Annotated in this window: 21 protein-coding genes; 16 read left to right on the top strand and 5 right to left on the bottom strand. The window is 31.7% G+C overall.

The genetic code is table 11. The features are described 5' to 3' along the window. The first annotated feature begins 81 nt into the window (after positions 1 to 81). The 6 genes from MAEO_RS00330 (at position 82) to MAEO_RS00355 (ending at position 4,126) form a co-directional block, all read left to right on the top strand. Positions 82 to 1,476 carry a V-type ATP synthase subunit B gene (locus MAEO_RS00330; protein ID WP_011972790.1) on the top strand — a complete coding sequence of 465 codons (1,395 nt, stop codon included), beginning with the start codon at positions 82 to 84 and terminating at the stop codon, positions 1,474 to 1,476. A 364-nt stretch (positions 1,477 to 1,840) separates the two neighbouring features. Further along, the gene (locus tag MAEO_RS00335) at positions 1,841 to 2,479 is read left to right on the top strand and encodes a V-type ATP synthase subunit D (protein WP_011972791.1); all 639 of its coding nucleotides are present in this window, start codon (positions 1,841 to 1,843) and stop codon (positions 2,477 to 2,479) included. Positions 2,480 to 2,619: 140 nt separating this feature from the next. Then, a complete protein-coding gene (locus tag MAEO_RS00340; RefSeq protein WP_011972792.1) occupies positions 2,620 to 2,988 on the top strand; it encodes a DUF22 domain-containing protein in 369 nt (122 codons plus the stop codon). Between the two features lie 216 nt (positions 2,989 to 3,204). Continuing rightward, positions 3,205 to 3,597, top strand: a complete 393-nt coding sequence (locus MAEO_RS00345) for a DUF61 family protein (RefSeq protein WP_011972793.1) — start codon at positions 3,205 to 3,207, stop codon at positions 3,595 to 3,597. A 1-nt stretch (position 3,598) separates the two neighbouring features. Then, complete coding sequence (locus MAEO_RS00350) at positions 3,599 to 3,784, top strand: hypothetical protein (RefSeq protein ID WP_315972545.1); 186 nt, start codon at positions 3,599 to 3,601, stop codon at positions 3,782 to 3,784. 75 nt (positions 3,785 to 3,859) lie between these two features. Continuing rightward, positions 3,860 to 4,126 carry a hypothetical protein gene (locus tag MAEO_RS00355; RefSeq protein ID WP_011972794.1) on the top strand — a complete coding sequence of 89 codons (267 nt, stop codon included), beginning with the start codon at positions 3,860 to 3,862 and terminating at the stop codon, positions 4,124 to 4,126. A gap of 26 nt (positions 4,127 to 4,152) precedes the next feature. Here the strand turns inward: MAEO_RS00355 and MAEO_RS00360 are convergent, their stop codons facing one another. Both MAEO_RS00360 and MAEO_RS00365 read right to left on the bottom strand, forming a co-directional pair. Then, on the bottom strand, positions 4,153 to 4,848 hold the full coding sequence (locus tag MAEO_RS00360; protein WP_011972795.1) for an RNA methyltransferase: 696 nt from the start codon (positions 4,846 to 4,848) through the stop codon (positions 4,153 to 4,155). Between the two features lie 113 nt (positions 4,849 to 4,961). Then, complete coding sequence (locus MAEO_RS00365; RefSeq protein ID WP_011972796.1) at positions 4,962 to 5,672, bottom strand: TIGR00297 family protein; 711 nt, start codon at positions 5,670 to 5,672, stop codon at positions 4,962 to 4,964. 367 nt (positions 5,673 to 6,039) lie between these two features. On the opposite strand from MAEO_RS00365, the gene pyrF reads away from it, so the two are divergent. From pyrF to MAEO_RS00395, 6 genes are all read left to right on the top strand, one after another. Next, the gene (gene pyrF, locus MAEO_RS00370; RefSeq protein ID WP_011972797.1) at positions 6,040 to 6,699 is read left to right on the top strand and encodes an orotidine-5'-phosphate decarboxylase; all 660 of its coding nucleotides are present in this window, start codon (positions 6,040 to 6,042) and stop codon (positions 6,697 to 6,699) included. A 19-nt stretch (positions 6,700 to 6,718) separates the two neighbouring features. Then, positions 6,719 to 6,988, top strand: coding sequence for a hypothetical protein (locus tag MAEO_RS00375; protein WP_011972798.1), 270 nt, complete (start codon positions 6,719 to 6,721; stop codon positions 6,986 to 6,988). A 19-nt stretch (positions 6,989 to 7,007) separates the two neighbouring features. After that, on the top strand, positions 7,008 to 7,748 hold the full coding sequence (locus MAEO_RS00380; RefSeq protein WP_011972799.1) for a uroporphyrinogen-III synthase: 741 nt from the start codon (positions 7,008 to 7,010) through the stop codon (positions 7,746 to 7,748). 226 nt (positions 7,749 to 7,974) lie between these two features. After that, entirely contained in the window at positions 7,975 to 8,682 is a 708-nt protein-coding gene (locus tag MAEO_RS00385; protein WP_011972800.1) for a proteasome assembly chaperone family protein, read from the top strand. Positions 8,683 to 8,730: 48 nt separating this feature from the next. Then, positions 8,731 to 9,108 carry a DUF473 domain-containing protein gene (locus tag MAEO_RS00390; protein WP_011972801.1) on the top strand — a complete coding sequence of 126 codons (378 nt, stop codon included), beginning with the start codon at positions 8,731 to 8,733 and terminating at the stop codon, positions 9,106 to 9,108. Positions 9,109 to 9,254: 146 nt separating this feature from the next. Continuing rightward, the gene (locus MAEO_RS00395) at positions 9,255 to 9,836 is read left to right on the top strand and encodes a flavodoxin family protein (RefSeq protein WP_011972802.1); all 582 of its coding nucleotides are present in this window, start codon (positions 9,255 to 9,257) and stop codon (positions 9,834 to 9,836) included. Between the two features lie 200 nt (positions 9,837 to 10,036). Here MAEO_RS00395 and MAEO_RS00400 read toward each other — a convergent pair whose 3' ends face one another. The 3 genes from MAEO_RS00400 to rpl7ae are packed head-to-tail and all read right to left on the bottom strand — an operon-like array spanning position 10,037 to position 10,835. Then, entirely contained in the window at positions 10,037 to 10,231 is a 195-nt protein-coding gene (locus tag MAEO_RS00400) for a 50S ribosomal protein L24e (RefSeq protein ID WP_011972803.1), read from the bottom strand. Between the two features lie 10 nt (positions 10,232 to 10,241). After that, positions 10,242 to 10,469 (bottom strand): 30S ribosomal protein S28e, encoded by a 228-nt coding sequence (locus tag MAEO_RS00405; RefSeq protein ID WP_011972804.1) that lies wholly within the window; start codon positions 10,467 to 10,469, stop codon positions 10,242 to 10,244. 12 nt (positions 10,470 to 10,481) lie between these two features. Continuing rightward, positions 10,482 to 10,835: a 50S ribosomal protein L7Ae gene (gene rpl7ae / locus MAEO_RS00410; RefSeq protein WP_011972805.1), complete on the bottom strand. Its 354-nt coding sequence runs from the start codon at positions 10,833 to 10,835 to the stop codon at positions 10,482 to 10,484. A 375-nt stretch (positions 10,836 to 11,210) separates the two neighbouring features. On the opposite strand from rpl7ae, the gene MAEO_RS00415 reads away from it, so the two are divergent. The 4 genes from MAEO_RS00415 (at position 11,211) to MAEO_RS00430 (ending at position 16,327) form a co-directional block, all read left to right on the top strand. Next, the gene (locus MAEO_RS00415; RefSeq protein ID WP_011972806.1) at positions 11,211 to 11,795 is read left to right on the top strand and encodes an FmdE family protein; all 585 of its coding nucleotides are present in this window, start codon (positions 11,211 to 11,213) and stop codon (positions 11,793 to 11,795) included. A gap of 111 nt (positions 11,796 to 11,906) precedes the next feature. Next, a complete protein-coding gene (locus MAEO_RS00420) occupies positions 11,907 to 13,700 on the top strand; it encodes a formylmethanofuran dehydrogenase subunit A (protein WP_011972807.1) in 1,794 nt (597 codons plus the stop codon). Position 13,701: 1 nt separating this feature from the next. Further along, positions 13,702 to 14,979 carry a formylmethanofuran dehydrogenase subunit C gene (locus MAEO_RS00425; RefSeq protein ID WP_011972808.1) on the top strand — a complete coding sequence of 426 codons (1,278 nt, stop codon included), beginning with the start codon at positions 13,702 to 13,704 and terminating at the stop codon, positions 14,977 to 14,979. A gap of 4 nt (positions 14,980 to 14,983) precedes the next feature. Next, positions 14,984 to 16,327, top strand: coding sequence for a formylmethanofuran dehydrogenase subunit B (locus tag MAEO_RS00430; RefSeq protein ID WP_011972809.1), 1,344 nt, complete (start codon positions 14,984 to 14,986; stop codon positions 16,325 to 16,327). Positions 16,328 to 16,553: the final 226 nt, after the last annotated feature.

Below are 16,553 nucleotides of genomic sequence, written 5' to 3' on the forward strand. Positions count from 1 at the left end.
TAAATTTTTAAAATATTATATTTTACCTATATATTATAAATGTTAAAATCATACAAAAAATAAAAAATAAGGAGGGTTATTATGTCTTCTTTGGAAAAAAATATTGAATATACATCAGTTTCAAGTATCGCTGGTCCATTGATAGTAGTTGAAGGAATTAAAGGAGTGGCATACGGGGAAATCGTAAGTATCACCTGCCCAAGTGGTGAAAAAAGAACAGGACAGGTTTTAGAGGCAAGAGAAGATGTTGCCGTTGTACAGGTGTTTGAAGGAACAACTGCATTAAACACAAGCGAAACAAAAATTAGATTTGTTGGAGAAACTGCTAAATTAGGAGTATCCACTGATATGCTTGGTAGAATATTTAACGGAGCAGGAAAACCATTAGATGGCGGTCCAGACATTATAGCAGAAGATAAAATTGATATTAATGGATACCCATTAAATCCAGTATCAAGACAAAGCCCAAATGATTTTGTTCAAACAGGTATATCCACAATAGATGGAACAAATACATTGGTTAGGGGTCAAAAAATACCTATATTTTCAGGTTCAGGTCTTCCTCACAACCTCTTAGCTGCTCAAATAGCAAGACAGGCAAAAGTTAGAGGTAGTGATGAGCAATTTGCTGTTGTATTCGCAGCCATGGGAATTACAGCAGAGGAATCAAACTACTTTATGAACGAGTTTAAAAGAACAGGAGCTCTTGAAAATGCAGTGGTATTTATTAACCTTGCAGACGATCCAGCTATTGAAAGAATTCTTACACCAAGAATTGCTTTAACAACAGCAGAATACCTTGCTTATGAAAAAGGAATGCATGTTTTAGTTATTATGACAGATATTACAAATTACTGTGAAGCTCTTAGGGAAATTGCAGCAGCAAGGAACGAGGTTCCAGGAAGAAGAGGATACCCTGGATACATGTATACAGACCTTGCTACGCTGTATGAAAGAGCTGGAAGAGTTAAAGGTAAATCTGGAACAGTTACACAGATTCCAATTTTAACAATGCCTCATGACGATATTACTCACCCAATTCCTGATTTGACTGGATATATTACAGAAGGACAGATAGTTCTTTCAAGAGAATTAAACAGAAAAGGTATTTACCCGCCTGTTGATGTTCTTCCATCATTGTCAAGGTTGGCAGGTAATGGAGTTGGAGAAGGAAAAACAAGGGACGACCACTCAAAAGTTATTAGTCAGGTATATGCAGGATATGCAGAAGGTATTGGATTAAGAGATTTGGTTGCTGTTGTTGGGGAAGAATCATTGTCTGAAAGAGACAGAGCATACTTAAAATTAGCTGATGTTTTCGAAAAGAAATTTGTTCAACAAGGAAAAGACGAGGACAGAAGCATTGAAGAAACCCTTGACATAGTTTGGGACATATTAACAATTCTTCCAGAAGAAGAATTAAAGAGAGTTTCCGAAGACCTTATTAAAAAATACCATCCAAACCATAAAAAATAAAAATAAATATTTTTTATCTTCTATTTTTTTATTATGACATTTTACAGTAAATCGACAATTATTGTCCTTTATACGGGGTAAAAATCAAAGATTTTTACCATATCTCAAAAGTGATTAATAAACTAAAACCTATATATTAATAAATTATTAATGTGTGGTAAGGTATTAGTTATACTCTATTCGGAAAGTGTGTTAATCAACTGGTAAAAATAACTGTAAGTATCTTACTAGAACCGTTTTACTAATAGATATTCAACTGTCCATAAGTGCAAAAAGTTTTCGAATGGATTATATTGGATTTTATGTAAATGTTGTAATTAAGTATTATTATGTATAATTATCGCATTATATTTAGAGGGATACAATGGCAGATATAAACCCTACAAGGATGGAGCTCCTAAAACTCAAAACCAAAATTAAACTTGCTCAAAAAGGGCATAAATTGTTAAAACAAAAGAGAGACGCCCTTATTATGGAGTTTTTTGAGATTTTAGACCAAGCTTCTGGAATTAGAGATAAAGTAAATAATGCCCTTGAAAAGGCATACAAAGATTTAATAATGGCTCAGGCTGTAATGGGAACCCTTTCTGTTCAAGAGATATCATATGCATCCAAAAATGATAATATAGTATTGGATTTGGATACAAGAAATATTATGGGGGTTACTGTACCTGTACTTGAAATTGAAAATGTAAAAAGAACCATGGCCGATAGGGGTTATGGTCCTTATGGAGTATCTTCAAAACTTGATGAGGCTGCAAAAGAATTTGAGGAAGCTTTGGAATTAATTATGGAGCTTGCTGAAATTGAAACTTCAATAAAATTGTTAGCTGAAGAAATTATCACCACAAAAAGAAGGGTAAATGCTCTTGAATATGTTGTAATTCCAAGAATGGCAGAGATGCAAAAATACATTGGAATGAGACTAGATGAAATGGAAAGAGAAAACTTCTTTAGATTAAAATTAATCAAAGCAAGAATTGATGCAAGAGAAGAAGCTTAAATAAGTATGGTGCTTTCTAGCTCCCAATATATGGTGCGTTCAGGATATGGTCTTTATAGTAATAAAATCTCCTCCTCCATAAATTTTGAGCACACCATCATTTCCAATAATCTATAATTTTATATATGTGGTGAGATCCTATGTTTAAAGTATCAGGTCGAATCGAGAAAATCGAAGAAGCCCTAAAAGAAAAAAAATATCCTGGAAAAATAATAATAGATGTTCAAGGGAAAAAAGAACCAATAATTGCTAGTGAAGCCGTTGAAGTAAAAGCTGGTGAAATTAAAAAGGTTGCAGTAAATAAAATAGAAATACACCCCAATAATATATTATTTATCTCAGCATATGCCAAACATCAATTGGGACATACATTATCGGTCGGAGAAGAAATTCCCATGCCGTTTGACTCAAAAAGAATAGTTGAACATGCAATATTTATAGCAATTAAAGATGGAATTGTTAAAAAAGGAGATATAATTGGTAATTTAATTATACTTCATGGAGAATAATTAATATTAATATATTTTATTATATAGTCAATCTTCGGTCTTTTTCACTAAACCGTCTCAAAATCGCAAAGCGATTTTTACGACCTCAAAATTCCAGAGGAATTTTTACGATAGGATAGATAAGGGACAGATATATTGAAGATTAACTATATTTTATGTTTTTTTATTTATTATATGTGGAGCTCCCACAATAAACTTGTTATTTTTTGGGATAATATGGATGATAAAACCATAAAAGGATTTTTACATGGATTAAACACTAATTTTAAAAGAAAAAAATTACATGAATTATTAAATGAGGACAAGCCATTTGTAATAATTGGCGGTAAAAGACATAGAATTAAAAAAAGAGAATTAAATTTAATAAAAGAATTAAATGCTTCTGAAAATTTAAAAATACCCATACCTTTGGAAGTTGATGCCTCTCTTGGCGATGGAACTGTAATAATAAGTGGCATAGAGGAAGTAAAAATAATATCTAAAATATTAAATAAAGATATAAATTTATTTGAAGAAAACAAAATAATGTACATATATAAACCAGAATTAAGGATTTTAAGAAGGGAGCTCCCTACCACCACCAACTATTTATTTAGAATGGGATTATAATATGATGAAAAGAAGAAAGAAATATAGGGGAACAGACCCAATTAAAAAAATGATGGATAATCCAAAAAATATGGAAAAATTATTTAAAATATATTATATTGTAAGTATGTGGGTATGGTTTGCCATGTTGTTGGGTTCTATTATTTTTATAGTTTGGGCAGTTAAATATTTAAGTTCCATTACCTAAATTATATATAGTATATTTTATTTATTATATGTATAATTTTATATCTAATGTATTATCTAATTATTGGGCGATATTATGAATATATATGTTTTATATTTTGTCATGTTTGCTTTATTGGTGGGGGCCCTATCCTCATTAAAATTATGCTTTCATAAAAATACATCAAATGTCCTAATTGGCGAAGGATTAATGGCAATAATAATAGCTACATTTTTAATAGTAATATCTAAACTGGGAGTTTCATTTGCTGAAACTGTGGCTTTATTTATATTGGTGGCCGGTCCAGTTGGAACAATAGCATTTTCAAAAGTTATGAGAAAAAATACAGAAGTTATTGAATAATTATTTTTTTATTTTTTATTATAGTTTTATTTTTTGACATGTTTAAAAGCCCCCATTAATGTATGGGCCTCTTTTCCACTTATAAATGCTCTGCTTATTAACCGTTTAAATATGGTTTTGCATAATTCTTTTCTATATTCTGGAATGGTATCATTTTTATTTACAAATTCACCAAATAAATTTAATAACACAGTTTTTTCTATTTTTGAAGCTTTATTAGTATTTATATTGTATGATTTTTCAAGAGATGAATTATATATTTCATAAAGTATGATGGAAACGGCATGAGATAAATTCATTATAGGATAATCCTCAGAAGTAGGGATTGATACAAATAAATCACATAATTCTAGTTCATCATTATATAATCCATAGTCTTCCCGACCAAATACAAGCCCTAATCTTCCATCTATAGTTTTATGCTTTTCCGCCAATTCTTTTGGTGTTATCGGTATTCTTTTTATATTTTTATCTCCTGAGACTGCACCAGAAGTGCCCACAGCAAAATCAATATCTTCCAGAGCTTCCTGCAATGTACCATAAAATTTTGCATTATTCAATATTTTTTTTGAATGAACTGCCCTAATTTCCGCTTCTTTATCTATTATTGAATTATTTCCCACTATTTTTAATTCATTTACTCCAAAATTCATCATGCAACGAGATATTGCTCCAACATTGCCACCATATTTTGGATTTACTAATATAATTACTGGTTTCATTTAATCACGGTTAATTATTTTTTATTGATATTATTATATTATTATAATATATAGAGTATCTTTAATTAGTCTAACATTCAGAATTTGATTTTCCGAACACATAATATATGTTATTAAATAAGTCCATACAAAAGGACAGCACATATACATCCAGCAATCGTGCAAGTGAAATTAACAATTTCATTATTTATAATTCCTTTTCGCTCAAATAATGCACCCATTAAACTATCCACTATATTTCCTACCATTCCTGATATTGTGGCTATCCATATTAGATTAATGTTATTAAACATAATACCTGCCATAACTCCAATCAATAAAGAACCCATCAACCCTGCAATTGTTCCTTTTATAGTAATACCACCATCTTCGCCATTTTTTACCTTTTTAAAAGTTGTAATTAATCTTGGTGTTTCATTGGATAATATTCCAATTTCGGACGAAAAAGTATCGGAAGTAGCCGCCGCAATAGCACCAATATACCCTACCAACGCAACAATATATTCAATAACACCAAACATGTTTAATAATACAACTAAAACAGCAATTAGGCCATTTGCGAGCACATTTTTTATGGTTCTTCTGGATTCTCCCATCCCCATACTATGTTTTTTAGCATATCCAATTTTGCTAACAATACTTCCAAAAACTAAAAACAATACCATTAGTATTAGCCAATATATGTTGGCACCAATAAGGATTATAAATGACATTAGTGAAGATACTAAAATACCACTATTGTCTAAATATCCTCTTTTTTTTATTATGTATGCAAGTATTATTGTGATAATTATCGAATAAATAAATTTTAAATAAATGTTCATTTTTCCACCGAAGATATAAAAATATCAATATACCGAAGATTATTGTCGATTGAGAAAAGTTCGTCCTTAAAGTTTCATAACATTCCACATATGAGTTGAAAATATTGGCCAAATAAATCAAGAATCTTTTTTTTGTGTGCTCAAAAAGTAAAATTCCAAAGGAATTTTTTCATTTGTTTATAATCGTTTAAACCGGTTGATTACAAAACTCGTACATACACATAACACCGATATATATGTTATTATGGTGATGAGCGTTTCTGAACACACCTCTATATATTAATAGCATATATTATATAAAAAGAACAATATAATATATATGTATATTGTTATTATAATCGTATTAAATTAATATTGGAGGGATAATATGAAACTAATGCTTGCCTTAGATGTAATGAGTAAAAATGAAGCTTTAAAAATAGCTGAGGAAACTAAGGATTTCGTAGATATAATTAAAATAGGATATCCGCTTGTGCTTAGCACTGGCATAGAGATAGTAAAAGAAATAAAAAATAAAACAAATAAGGAGGTAGTATGTGATTTTAAAGTTGCAGATATACCTGCCACAAATGAAAAAATTGCAAAAACAACTTTAAAATATGCCGACGCCATAATTTGTCAAGGATTTGTTGGAAAAGATAGTGTTATGGCAATTCAAAAAGTTGCAGAAGAATATGGTAATAAGGGAGCTCCCAAAAAAGTAATAATGGTTACAGAGATGTCTCACCTAAGTGCTGTTGAATTTTTGCAACCTGTTGCCGATGACCTTGCAAAAATGGCAAAAGAATTATCCGTTGATGGGGTGGTTGCACCATCTACTAGACCCGAACGATTAAAAGAAATAAAAGAAATTGTTGGAGATATTCCAATCATATCCCCTGGGGTAGGGGCACAGGGCGGAGATTTGGATAAGGTATTGGAAATATTGGGCGATAATGATTATGTTATTGTTGGAAGGGGAATATACGAGCACAATAATCCAAAGGAAAGTGCTAAACATTATAAAAAATTGATATCTAAAAATTGATATCTATAACGGCGATATTATGAACTCTGCAAAAATATATGGCGTAGATGATGGAGTAATAGTAAATTCTATGAAAAAAGTGTTTGAAGAGGAAATTGATGAAATAAAACAGGAATTAGATGCATTATATAAAAAATACAATGTTCGTAATGTAGGGGAGCTCCAACTATTTTTGGAAACCAACCCTTCCGAAGAAGTTAAAATGGATTTTGAGAAAGTTGTAGAGTTAGAGAATGAATTAGAAAGAATAAGTTCTTATTTAAGAGAAGTAAATTTAAAAACTATATAGATATAAAATAGAGGATATAATGAAGGTAATTATCACACGACCTACTGAAACAGGGCTTCAATTTGCCAATTTATTAGATGATGATTTTGAACCAATTCTTATTCCAACCTTGGAGCTCCGATTTAAAAAAATAGACACCGATTTAAAAAAATATAATTGGATAGTATTTACAAGTCCCAGGGGTGTAATGGGATTATATAAAAATAAAAATAACATTAAAAATTTTGACCTGGCCAATAAAAAAATAGGAGTAATTGGGGTAGAAACCGAAAAAGAGGTTAAAAAACTATTCGGCAGGGGTGCAGATATTATTCCTAAAAAATACACTGCGGAACGACTATTGGAGGAATTAAAAAAGCATATAAACGAACAGGATAAAATATTAATACCAACCACACCATCGGCAAGAGATATATTACATAAAAATTTAAATGCTGATTTGGAATTTGTGTATTGTTCAGAAGAACCTTCAAATATAGCTCAAAAATTAAAAGACTTAAAAGAAATAATAAAATATGAAGAATTAAAAAATAATAAAATAATTTTGACTTTCACAAGTGGTTTAACGGCAAAAAATTTCTTTAAAAATGCAGATTCTGAACTTAGGGAGTTATTAAAAAATCATTACATTGTTTCTATTGGGGAAATAACTAAAAAAACAGTTGATTCATATGGGGAGGAATATAATTCAATAATTCCTAAAAAATACACAATTAATGGTATGGTGGAAATCATTAAAAAATTGAGGAATAAAAATTAATAAAGATTAATAAATAAGCCTAAGTGAATCGACAATTAAATTAGGCTAATCAAAGATTAGCCAAACCAAGATGTCTTTTAGGGGTTCTAAATATCTCTATGCATACAATGGGCTTTTTGACATATATCCTCATAATTAACCTACCTTTAACAGTCTAATAAAATGTCAAAAGTCTGTCGATTTACTATGCATAAATAGATTATGTAAACGCATGAGGTGGTATCTTATGAAATATATTCCTAAAAAAGAAATGGATTTTAAAGAACCAATCGTAATTACTGGTTTTCCTGGTATGGGGCTTGTAGGAAATATAGCGGCACATAAAATTGCCAAAGATTTAAATCTCGATTTTGTGGGATATTTTGACTCCCCCGAAGTCCCTCCAATTATGGCTGTGGAAGAGGGGATATTATACCCTCCAATAAGAGTATATGCCAATGAAAATATGATAGTAATTTATTCTGAAGTTTTGATACCTCAAAAATCAGTCTATGAATTGGCCGACGAAATAATGAATTATATAGGGACAAAAAATCCAAAGATATTAATTAATTTAGATGGGATAACTTCATTAAATCCTAAAAAGACTTATATGGTTTCTGCATCTGAAAATATGTTAAAATCCATGGAGCATGAAAATATAGAAATTCTTGATTTTGGAATGGCAGGAGGCTTAGCAGGAATTATTACAGTAAGGTGTGGGGATAAAGATATACCTTCTGTATGTTTAATGGCAGAAACTAATGGATTAAGACCTGACCCAAAGGGAGCATCTAATCTTATTACTATTTTAAACGAGATATATAATTTAGATGTGAATACAGAGGATTTATTAAAAGAAGATAAAGCAATAAAAGAAAAATTGAAAAAACTTGCAGAAGAGCAGATGAAATTATTATCTAAACAAAAGGTTGAAAATCCAATGTATATGTAAATTTATTTATGAAATATATACTTTCTATATGTATTATGGTGATAATGGATGAAAGTTGTAGTTTTAACGGGAATCGCCCCTGAGGGAATTTCCAAACTTGTTAATAATCATTTATATACATTTAACTTAAAGAATTTTACAAATATTATCGCCATTACTTCTTCACTAGATATTGGGGATTTTGTATTTTTAACTGAAATGCCAAAAGAAGATACTATCCCAGGAACAGAAGGAGTTATTGCCCAAATAAAGAGCTTAAAAATAGTAACTCAAAAGGAAAAATTACCTTATAATGAAGAAACAGAATATGTAATTGCAAAAATTCAGTTGGAGGTTGTTGGGTATGGTGCCTGTGTAGAGATAATGGATTCCAAGGAGCTCCTACCAATAACGGCAACTGTAAAAATAAATTCAATATATAATTAAAACAAATAAATAATAAAAAGAATAAATAAAAATGGAAATTATATATAATATATAATTTTACGGCGTGTTCATAGGGAGTTATGATATATAATTAAAGGAGCTCCCGGGCACACCATATGAACAAACATAATAATACAGGTGATATGATGAAAATAGTAGGAATATGTGGCTCTCCAAGAGCGGAAGGAAATTCTTCTTTTTTGGTTAATGAAGCGTTGAACGCTGCAAAAGAAGAAGGGGAAGAAGTTGAATTTATAAGTTTATCAGGTTTGGAGTTAAATCCATGTATTGCATGTAATGTATGTAAAGAAGAAGATGAATGTATAATAATGGACGATTTAAATGATGTATGGAAAAAAATAGAGGGGGCAGATGGAATAATAATAGGCTCTCCCGTATATTTTGGTGGAGTTTCAGCCCAAACAAAAATGTTAATTGATAGGTCAAGACCTTCAAGAAAAGGATTTAAATTAAAAAATAAAGTTGGTGGAGCAATATCTGTAGGGGCTTCTAGAAATGGAGGGCAGGAAACAACAATAAGACAGATACATGATTTTATGTTTATACATTCTATGATTGTAGTAGGGGATAGCGAACCATCAGCACATTATGGGGGAACTGGTGTAGGCGGTGCTTCAAATGATTGCGAAAATGATGAATTTGGTATAAGTACGGCAAGAAATTTAGGTAAAAAAGTTGTAGAAGTTGTAAAGTTAATTAAAAAATAATTTAAATTATTTATTTTTTTTCATTTTTAGATTTTCATTATTATATTGTATATAATGCCACATTTAATTTATTATAATATTATTTATATATTTTTATGTATAAATATTACCACATATAAAATAATCATGAAAAAGAACAAATTTTAATTAAAAATATAAAAATAAAGCTATAAAAAAGAATAATTATTTATTATTCAATTTTATTTTTTATTACTATGTTTATTATTGTAATAAATTGGAGTCCATCTTAATTTTCTTGCGACTCTCTTTAATTTATAGTTTTTCTCACATTTTGAGGAACAAATAAACATAACTGAACCATCTTTTTTTACGAACTTTTTACCAGTTCCTGGTTCTATGCTTTTTCCACAAAAATTGCAGGTTTTCCATTCCATCTAATCTCACCTATCTTCTCCTTCCGAGAGCTTTCGCTTCTCTTTCGGTTTCTCTGAGCATAATAATGTCTCCTACTTTGATAGGACCTTTTATATTTCTTGTCAATATTCTTCCTGTGTCTTTTCCTCCTAAGATTTTACATCTTACTTGGAAAATTTCCCCAGTCACACCAGTTCTTCCTGTTACTTGAAGAACTTCTGCGGCTATTGCTTCTTTATAAATCATGTCATCAGACATTCAATCACCTAATTATGCCTTTAAACCGTTTATTTTTTCTACTAAGTCTTTTAAAGCATTTGCATCTTTTTCTGCGATAATTGCTACTGCTGCTGTTGAAACTTCTAATCCAATAGCTTTACCTAAATCTTCTTTTGTTGCTATGTATGTGTATGGGATACCTTTTTCTTCACAGATTATAGGTATGTGCGCAACAATTTCTTCTGGTTGAACATCTTTTGCTAAAACTACTAATTTTGCAGTTCCTCTTTCTACTGCTTTTGTTACTTCGTTTGCTCCTTTTTTAACTTTTTCGCTTTTTGAGAGCACTTCTGCTGTTTTTTCTTCCATTTCTTGTGGAACATCAAATTTTACATATACTGCCATAATAATGACCTCCTTCATTTTTTAAAAAAGATATTTTATCCGGATACCTACACCATTATTACCATTTTATTATTGGTTTTAATAGTGTAGCCATGCCCACTCATATCATCGTGGTTATTCACTAATTTTTGGGCGAATGGGCCCAATTGTAATTAATGAATTAAAAGAGTGGCTACTTCTGTATTATTTGAAGTCATATATATAGTTATGGTTCTTAGTGTTAAGTAGAAATTTATATATATGGCAACAATATTAATTATAATATATTACAATATATTTTAAATGTAATTATATTGTATTAATTATATAACTCTATAAAATAAAATACTCCCACTACTGTTGTCCATTTAATGGCGGTAATAATTTGGTGGTCCTATGGATTATGAAGCAATATATAGTAAATTGCAAAATCCAGAATTGAAAAAACAAGTTGAAAAGGTTGTAGATTTTCATACTTATCTAAGTTCTGGGGCACTTATAGGCGTATATATGTTCAATATTGCCAAAAAACTACTGGATTTTGACACAGATAATGGAGATATTATCTATGCCACCAGCGAAACTTATGCATGTCTTCCAGACGCTTTTCAGGCTTTGGGAAAATGTACAATCGGCAATGGTAAATTAAAAGTAAATAACACCGGAAAGATGGCAATTACGGTAAATATGAAGCAAAAAGAAGAAGGAGAAAATACAAAAGGGGTTCGAATAATATTGGACCCAACTAAAACTATTAACTATCCTCGACTTCATGCATGGTATATGAATTTAGAAAGAATTCCCCATGAGGAAATTATTCCAATACTAATAGATGCAGGAGATTCTGTTTATTCATATGAATTTGTGGATATCGATGTGCCTACAAAATCCAAAAAGAAAGTAATATTATGTGAAATTTGTAAAGAACCTTTTGTTAAGAAAAGTAAGGATAATATATGCGTAAATTGTGCAAATGGGTGAATTAATTAGTTGTATTATTTAATAAATTATATGATTTGAATTATGTGTATTTTTATATCGGTATATGTTAATATAAATTAATATGTATTGGTATATCGTGTAGGTGATGTTATGAACCTTATTATAAAGAATGGATTCGTTTTTGACCCATTAAATAAAATAGACGGGGAAAAAATGGATATATTTGTAAAAAATGGAAAAATCGTTCAATCGCTTTCCCCGGGCGAAAAAAAGAAAGCAAAAATAATAGATGCGACCAATAAAACCATAATGCCGGGGGGCGTAGATTCTCACACACATATTGCAGGGGCAAAAGTAACCACTGGAAGAATGATGTGCCCGGAGCTCCAATATGATACCCCAATAAGTAAAACAGAAAATACTCATTGTGGTAGTGGAAATATCGTTCCATCGTCATATATTATAGGATATAAATATGCCTCTATGGGATATACTTCACTTTTTGAACCAGCCATACCTCCAATGTTGGCCAGACATACCCACGAAGAGCTATACCACATTCCAATAGTTGACAAAGCGGGCTACCTATTACTTGGAAACAACTGGTTTGTAATGAAATATTTAAAAGAAGGGGACATCGATAAAGCAGCAGCTTATGTTGGTTGGATGTTAAACACCCATAAAGCATATGGTATTAAATGTGTAAATCCTGCAGGAGTAGAAAACTGGGGTTGGGGTATGGATGTGAGCTCTCTAGACGAAGCAAATATTCATTTTGAAGTAACCCCAAGGGAAGTAATTGAAGGACTTTGTGAAGTTAATGAAATATTGGGTTGCCCAATGTCAATGCATCTTCATGCCAACAATCTTGGACACCCCGGAAACTGGGAAATAACAAGAGATTCATTAGAAATTCCAAAAAATGTGGGGGTAACTTCAAAGAAGCATAATTCAAAAAAGAATATGGTTAATTTGGATAGTAAAAATAATGAAATTGAATTGGAAAAAACAAAAATAGAATGGGAAAGAAATCAAAGCATATATATGACACATGTTCAATTCAATGCATTTGGGGGAACTTCGTGGAAGGATTTTGAATCTGGAACAAAAGGAATCATTGACTATGTAAATAAATCAAAACATGCCATTATTGATAGTGGCTGTGTAGTATTTGGTCAAACTATTTGTATGACTGGGGATGGTCCGTCAATATATGGATTAGGGGCATTAACAGGAGGAAAATGGACAAACTGTGATGTAGAATTAGAATGTGGTTCTGGTATTGCGCCCATGAATTATAAAAAGAAAAATGGAGTTCATGCAACCCAATGGGCAATGGGATTGGAATTAATATTGGGTATAGATGACCCATGGAAAGTTATAATGACAACAGATAGTCCAAATGGTGGTTGTTTTGTTCATTATCCCAAAATTATAGCTTGGTTAATGTCTAAAAAAGGAAGGGAAAACACATTAAATGAAGTCCATAAATGGGCATCAGATAGAACAGACCTTCCGGGAATGGATAGGGAAATGTCATTATATGATATAGCCACAGTTACAAGGGCAACAGCCGCAAAATGTGTTGGACTTGCACATAAAAAAGGACATCTTGGAGTTGGAGCCGATGCAGATATTGCAATATATGACATAAATCCAAATACACTTGATGTAAATGATTATGATGGCATTGTAAATAAATTCTCATGCACAGAATATACCATAAAAGGCGGTGTAATTGTATCCAAAGGAGATAAAATTGTAGATGCTTCAAATGGAACAACAAGATTTTGTAATGTGTCGTTGCCTGATGAACAGGTATATCAAGATGTATTTAAGGACATAGAATCTTGGTTTAAGAAATACTACTCACTTAGGCTAAAAAACTATCCTACAACGAATAAATATCTTACAAATCCAGAAGCTGTAAATATAGGTGAATAATATGGATATAATATTAACTCCAACCAAAAAACCAGACATATCAATTGAGGCAGATGTTATTTCTCCCGATTATTTTGCAGGTAAAACCATAGACGAAATTAAATCATTAGAGGTATGGCAAGGCCCTATTAAATTACCACTTTCAGATTTCTTTGATGTAAAAATTGAAAATAATGAAAAAGATAAAGCAGATGGAAGGGGGGGAGCTCCCAAAGATATCAACGAAATTAATATAATAATTAATGGAGATGTCGATAGAATAAAATATATAGGAACTGAAATGACCGGTGGAACCATTACAATTAATGGAAATACTGGAATAAGAATTGGTTCATCAATGAAGGGAGGAAGCATAACCATAAATGGAAATGCAGGCTCATGGACTGGAATGGAAATGAAAGGAGGAAGCATAACCATAAATGGAAATGCAGGAGACTATATTGGCTGTGCATATAGGGGTAGCTGGGAAGGAATGACTGGCGGAACAATAACCATAAATGGAAATGCAGGAAAAAATGTTGCAACTGGATTAAAAGGGGGAACCATTACAATTAATGGTGATGTTGATGAGTTTTGTGGAATAAGACAAAACGGGGGACTTATTGTAATAAATGGAAATGTCACAAGAACCGTAGGAGTTGAAATGACAAAAGGAACATTGGTGGTTTGCGGAAATATTAGGGGTTTTGCCCCTGGTTTCGAGCAAATCGGAGTAGAAAAAGATATAGTTTTAAAAGACGGCACAAAAATCAACGGTAAATTCCTTAAATTCAAAGGAGATATAGCAATTGTGCCAAAACCAAAAGGAATTTTGTATGTTTCCGAAGAAAATAACATTGGGCTTGCAGACCCTTCAAAATATACGACCTTCAAAGAATACCACTACAAAGGAGGCATGGAAGCTCTTTTAAACACTGGAAGTACTGTGGAGCAAGGGGCCATTATTAAAGGCGGTGAAAAATACACAAAAGAATATGTTGAAGAATGTGCTGTCTGCCATATTCATCCAGAAGATTACAGAATACTTGGAGCTCCGACATATGTAAAAATAATAAGTAATGATAAAAAATCCGAAGTAGCTGTAAAGGCAGTTTCAGACGATGGATTGCATAAAGGAACTATATTTATGCCAAGGTCTATATGGGCTAACGCAATTACTGGTTCCCATACTGATTCGTGTGGTTCTCCCCTGTATAAAGGAAATAGTGTATTTGTTGAACCGATTGAAAAAGGAAATATAATCGATGCAGAACAGATGATAAAAAGTATGTATTGGTGAGATAATGAAAAAAGTATATAGGGATATCAACTGTCCCGTATGTGGTATGGGATGTGATGATATCGTAGTAATCTACGATAAAGAAAACAATACGATAGAGACAGAAAATGTATGTAAAGAGGGAGCTCCTAAATTCATGGAAGTTGTAAGTTCCCACAGATTAAGAAAACCATTAATTAAAAAAGATAAAGACTTTGAAGAAGTAGAATGGGAAAAGGCAATAGACGAAGCTGCTAAGGTTTTGGCTAAGGCTAAAAGACCTTTATTGTTCCTTGGTGCTGAAACCTCCTCAGAGGCACAAATTGTAGGATTGCATATGGCAGAATATTTGGGAGGAATAGCAGATTCAAATTCAACAATATGACACGGTCCAACATTAATGGGTGTGCAAGAGGCTGGGCTACCTACTTGTACAGCAGGTGAAGTTAAAAATAGGGCAGATTTACTAATATATTGGGGCTGTAATCCAATGCACTCTCACCCAAGACAGATAAGTAGATACTCTGGATTTGCCAGAGGATACTTTACTGAAAGGGGTATGAAAGATAGAAAAATGGTTGTTGCCGATCCAAGGGTAACAGATACGGCAAAATTGGCTGATGTGCATTTCCAATTAAAACCAAATAGTGATTATGAGTTATTCTCGGCACTGTTGATAGTGTTAAGAGGAAAAAAACCACATCCAAGTGTGGAGGAAATCACTGGTATTACAATAGAACAGATGGAAGCAGCCATAGAACTCATAAAAGAATCAAAATATGTAATGATTTATGGCGGATTGGGGCTTCCAGCATCAAAAGGTAGCCACAGGAATATTGAAATGGTTTTAAGATTGACAAATGAAATAAACAAATATACAAAATGTAATATTGGAGCTCTTAGAGGGCACTGTAATGTAAATGGATTTAACCAGATTGCTTCATATATGTATGGTTATCCATATGGTTTGGATTTTTCAAGAGGTTATCCAAGATATAACCCAGGAGAATTCACGGCTACAGATGTGCTGAGAGATGGGGAAGTAGATGCCATATTTTTAATGGCTGCTGATCTTGGTGCCCATATGCCGAGAGATTGCGTTAAAAAAATAAATGATATCCCCATGGTATGTATTGATATTGCCCCTGGGCCATCTACGACCTCCGCCGATGTGGTATTGCCCGGAGTTATAGATGCTATGGAGTGTGATGCTACATTTTATAGGTTTGATGGTTTGACACAATATGCTCAGCCATTTACAGAATCACCATTTTCATTTACCAAAAGTAATGAGGATACTGTAAAACAGTTATTCGAAAAAGTAAAAGAATACAAAGAAAAAATGAAAAATGGCGAAGAAATAGAATAAATAAAATAGAACAAATAAGAAATAAAATAATAATAACAATAAAAAGGATTACAAAAGCCCAAGCCCTTAAATATATATTAAATTACATATAATGATACCCATTACATTTAATATAGGTCTTCACAAAATAAATTAAGCTTAGCCCAAACAGCTTAAAACATAAATACGCCGAACCCTTTTGGGAGGCGTATTTTATTTTTTTATATTTTTTAAGATTTTATTTGAG

The organism is Methanococcus aeolicus Nankai-3, assembly GCF_000017185.1.
Taxonomy (GTDB): Archaea; AGJL01; Methanococci; order Methanococcales; family Methanococcaceae; genus Methanofervidicoccus; species Methanofervidicoccus aeolicus.

Bases quoted from the DNA above. Each gene is read 5' to 3' on its own strand.
- MAEO_RS00330 (WP_011972790.1), top strand. From the start codon at position 82: ATGTCTTCTTTGGAAAAAAATATTGAATATACATCAGTTTCAAGTATC.
- MAEO_RS00335 (WP_011972791.1), top strand. From the start codon at position 1,841: ATGGCAGATATAAACCCTACAAGGATGGAGCTCCTAAAACTCAAAACC.
- MAEO_RS00340 (WP_011972792.1), top strand. From the start codon at position 2,620: ATGTTTAAAGTATCAGGTCGAATCGAGAAAATCGAAGAAGCCCTAAAA.
- MAEO_RS00345 (WP_011972793.1), top strand. From the start codon at position 3,205: ATGGATGATAAAACCATAAAAGGATTTTTACATGGATTAAACACTAAT.
- MAEO_RS00350 (WP_315972545.1), top strand. From the start codon at position 3,599: ATGATGAAAAGAAGAAAGAAATATAGGGGAACAGACCCAATTAAAAAA.
- MAEO_RS00355 (WP_011972794.1), top strand. From the start codon at position 3,860: ATGAATATATATGTTTTATATTTTGTCATGTTTGCTTTATTGGTGGGG.
- MAEO_RS00360 (WP_011972795.1), bottom strand. From the start codon at position 4,848: ATGAAACCAGTAATTATATTAGTAAATCCAAAATATGGTGGCAATGTT.
- MAEO_RS00365 (WP_011972796.1), bottom strand. From the start codon at position 5,672: ATGAACATTTATTTAAAATTTATTTATTCGATAATTATCACAATAATA.
- pyrF (WP_011972797.1), top strand. From the start codon at position 6,040: ATGAAACTAATGCTTGCCTTAGATGTAATGAGTAAAAATGAAGCTTTA.
- MAEO_RS00375 (WP_011972798.1), top strand. From the start codon at position 6,719: ATGAACTCTGCAAAAATATATGGCGTAGATGATGGAGTAATAGTAAAT.
- MAEO_RS00380 (WP_011972799.1), top strand. From the start codon at position 7,008: ATGAAGGTAATTATCACACGACCTACTGAAACAGGGCTTCAATTTGCC.
- MAEO_RS00385 (WP_011972800.1), top strand. From the start codon at position 7,975: ATGAAATATATTCCTAAAAAAGAAATGGATTTTAAAGAACCAATCGTA.
- MAEO_RS00390 (WP_011972801.1), top strand. From the start codon at position 8,731: ATGAAAGTTGTAGTTTTAACGGGAATCGCCCCTGAGGGAATTTCCAAA.
- MAEO_RS00395 (WP_011972802.1), top strand. From the start codon at position 9,255: ATGAAAATAGTAGGAATATGTGGCTCTCCAAGAGCGGAAGGAAATTCT.
- MAEO_RS00400 (WP_011972803.1), bottom strand. From the start codon at position 10,231: ATGGAATGGAAAACCTGCAATTTTTGTGGAAAAAGCATAGAACCAGGA.
- MAEO_RS00405 (WP_011972804.1), bottom strand. From the start codon at position 10,469: ATGTCTGATGACATGATTTATAAAGAAGCAATAGCCGCAGAAGTTCTT.
- rpl7ae (WP_011972805.1), bottom strand. From the start codon at position 10,835: ATGGCAGTATATGTAAAATTTGATGTTCCACAAGAAATGGAAGAAAAA.
- MAEO_RS00415 (WP_011972806.1), top strand. From the start codon at position 11,211: ATGGATTATGAAGCAATATATAGTAAATTGCAAAATCCAGAATTGAAA.
- MAEO_RS00420 (WP_011972807.1), top strand. From the start codon at position 11,907: ATGAACCTTATTATAAAGAATGGATTCGTTTTTGACCCATTAAATAAA.
- MAEO_RS00425 (WP_011972808.1), top strand. From the start codon at position 13,702: ATGGATATAATATTAACTCCAACCAAAAAACCAGACATATCAATTGAG.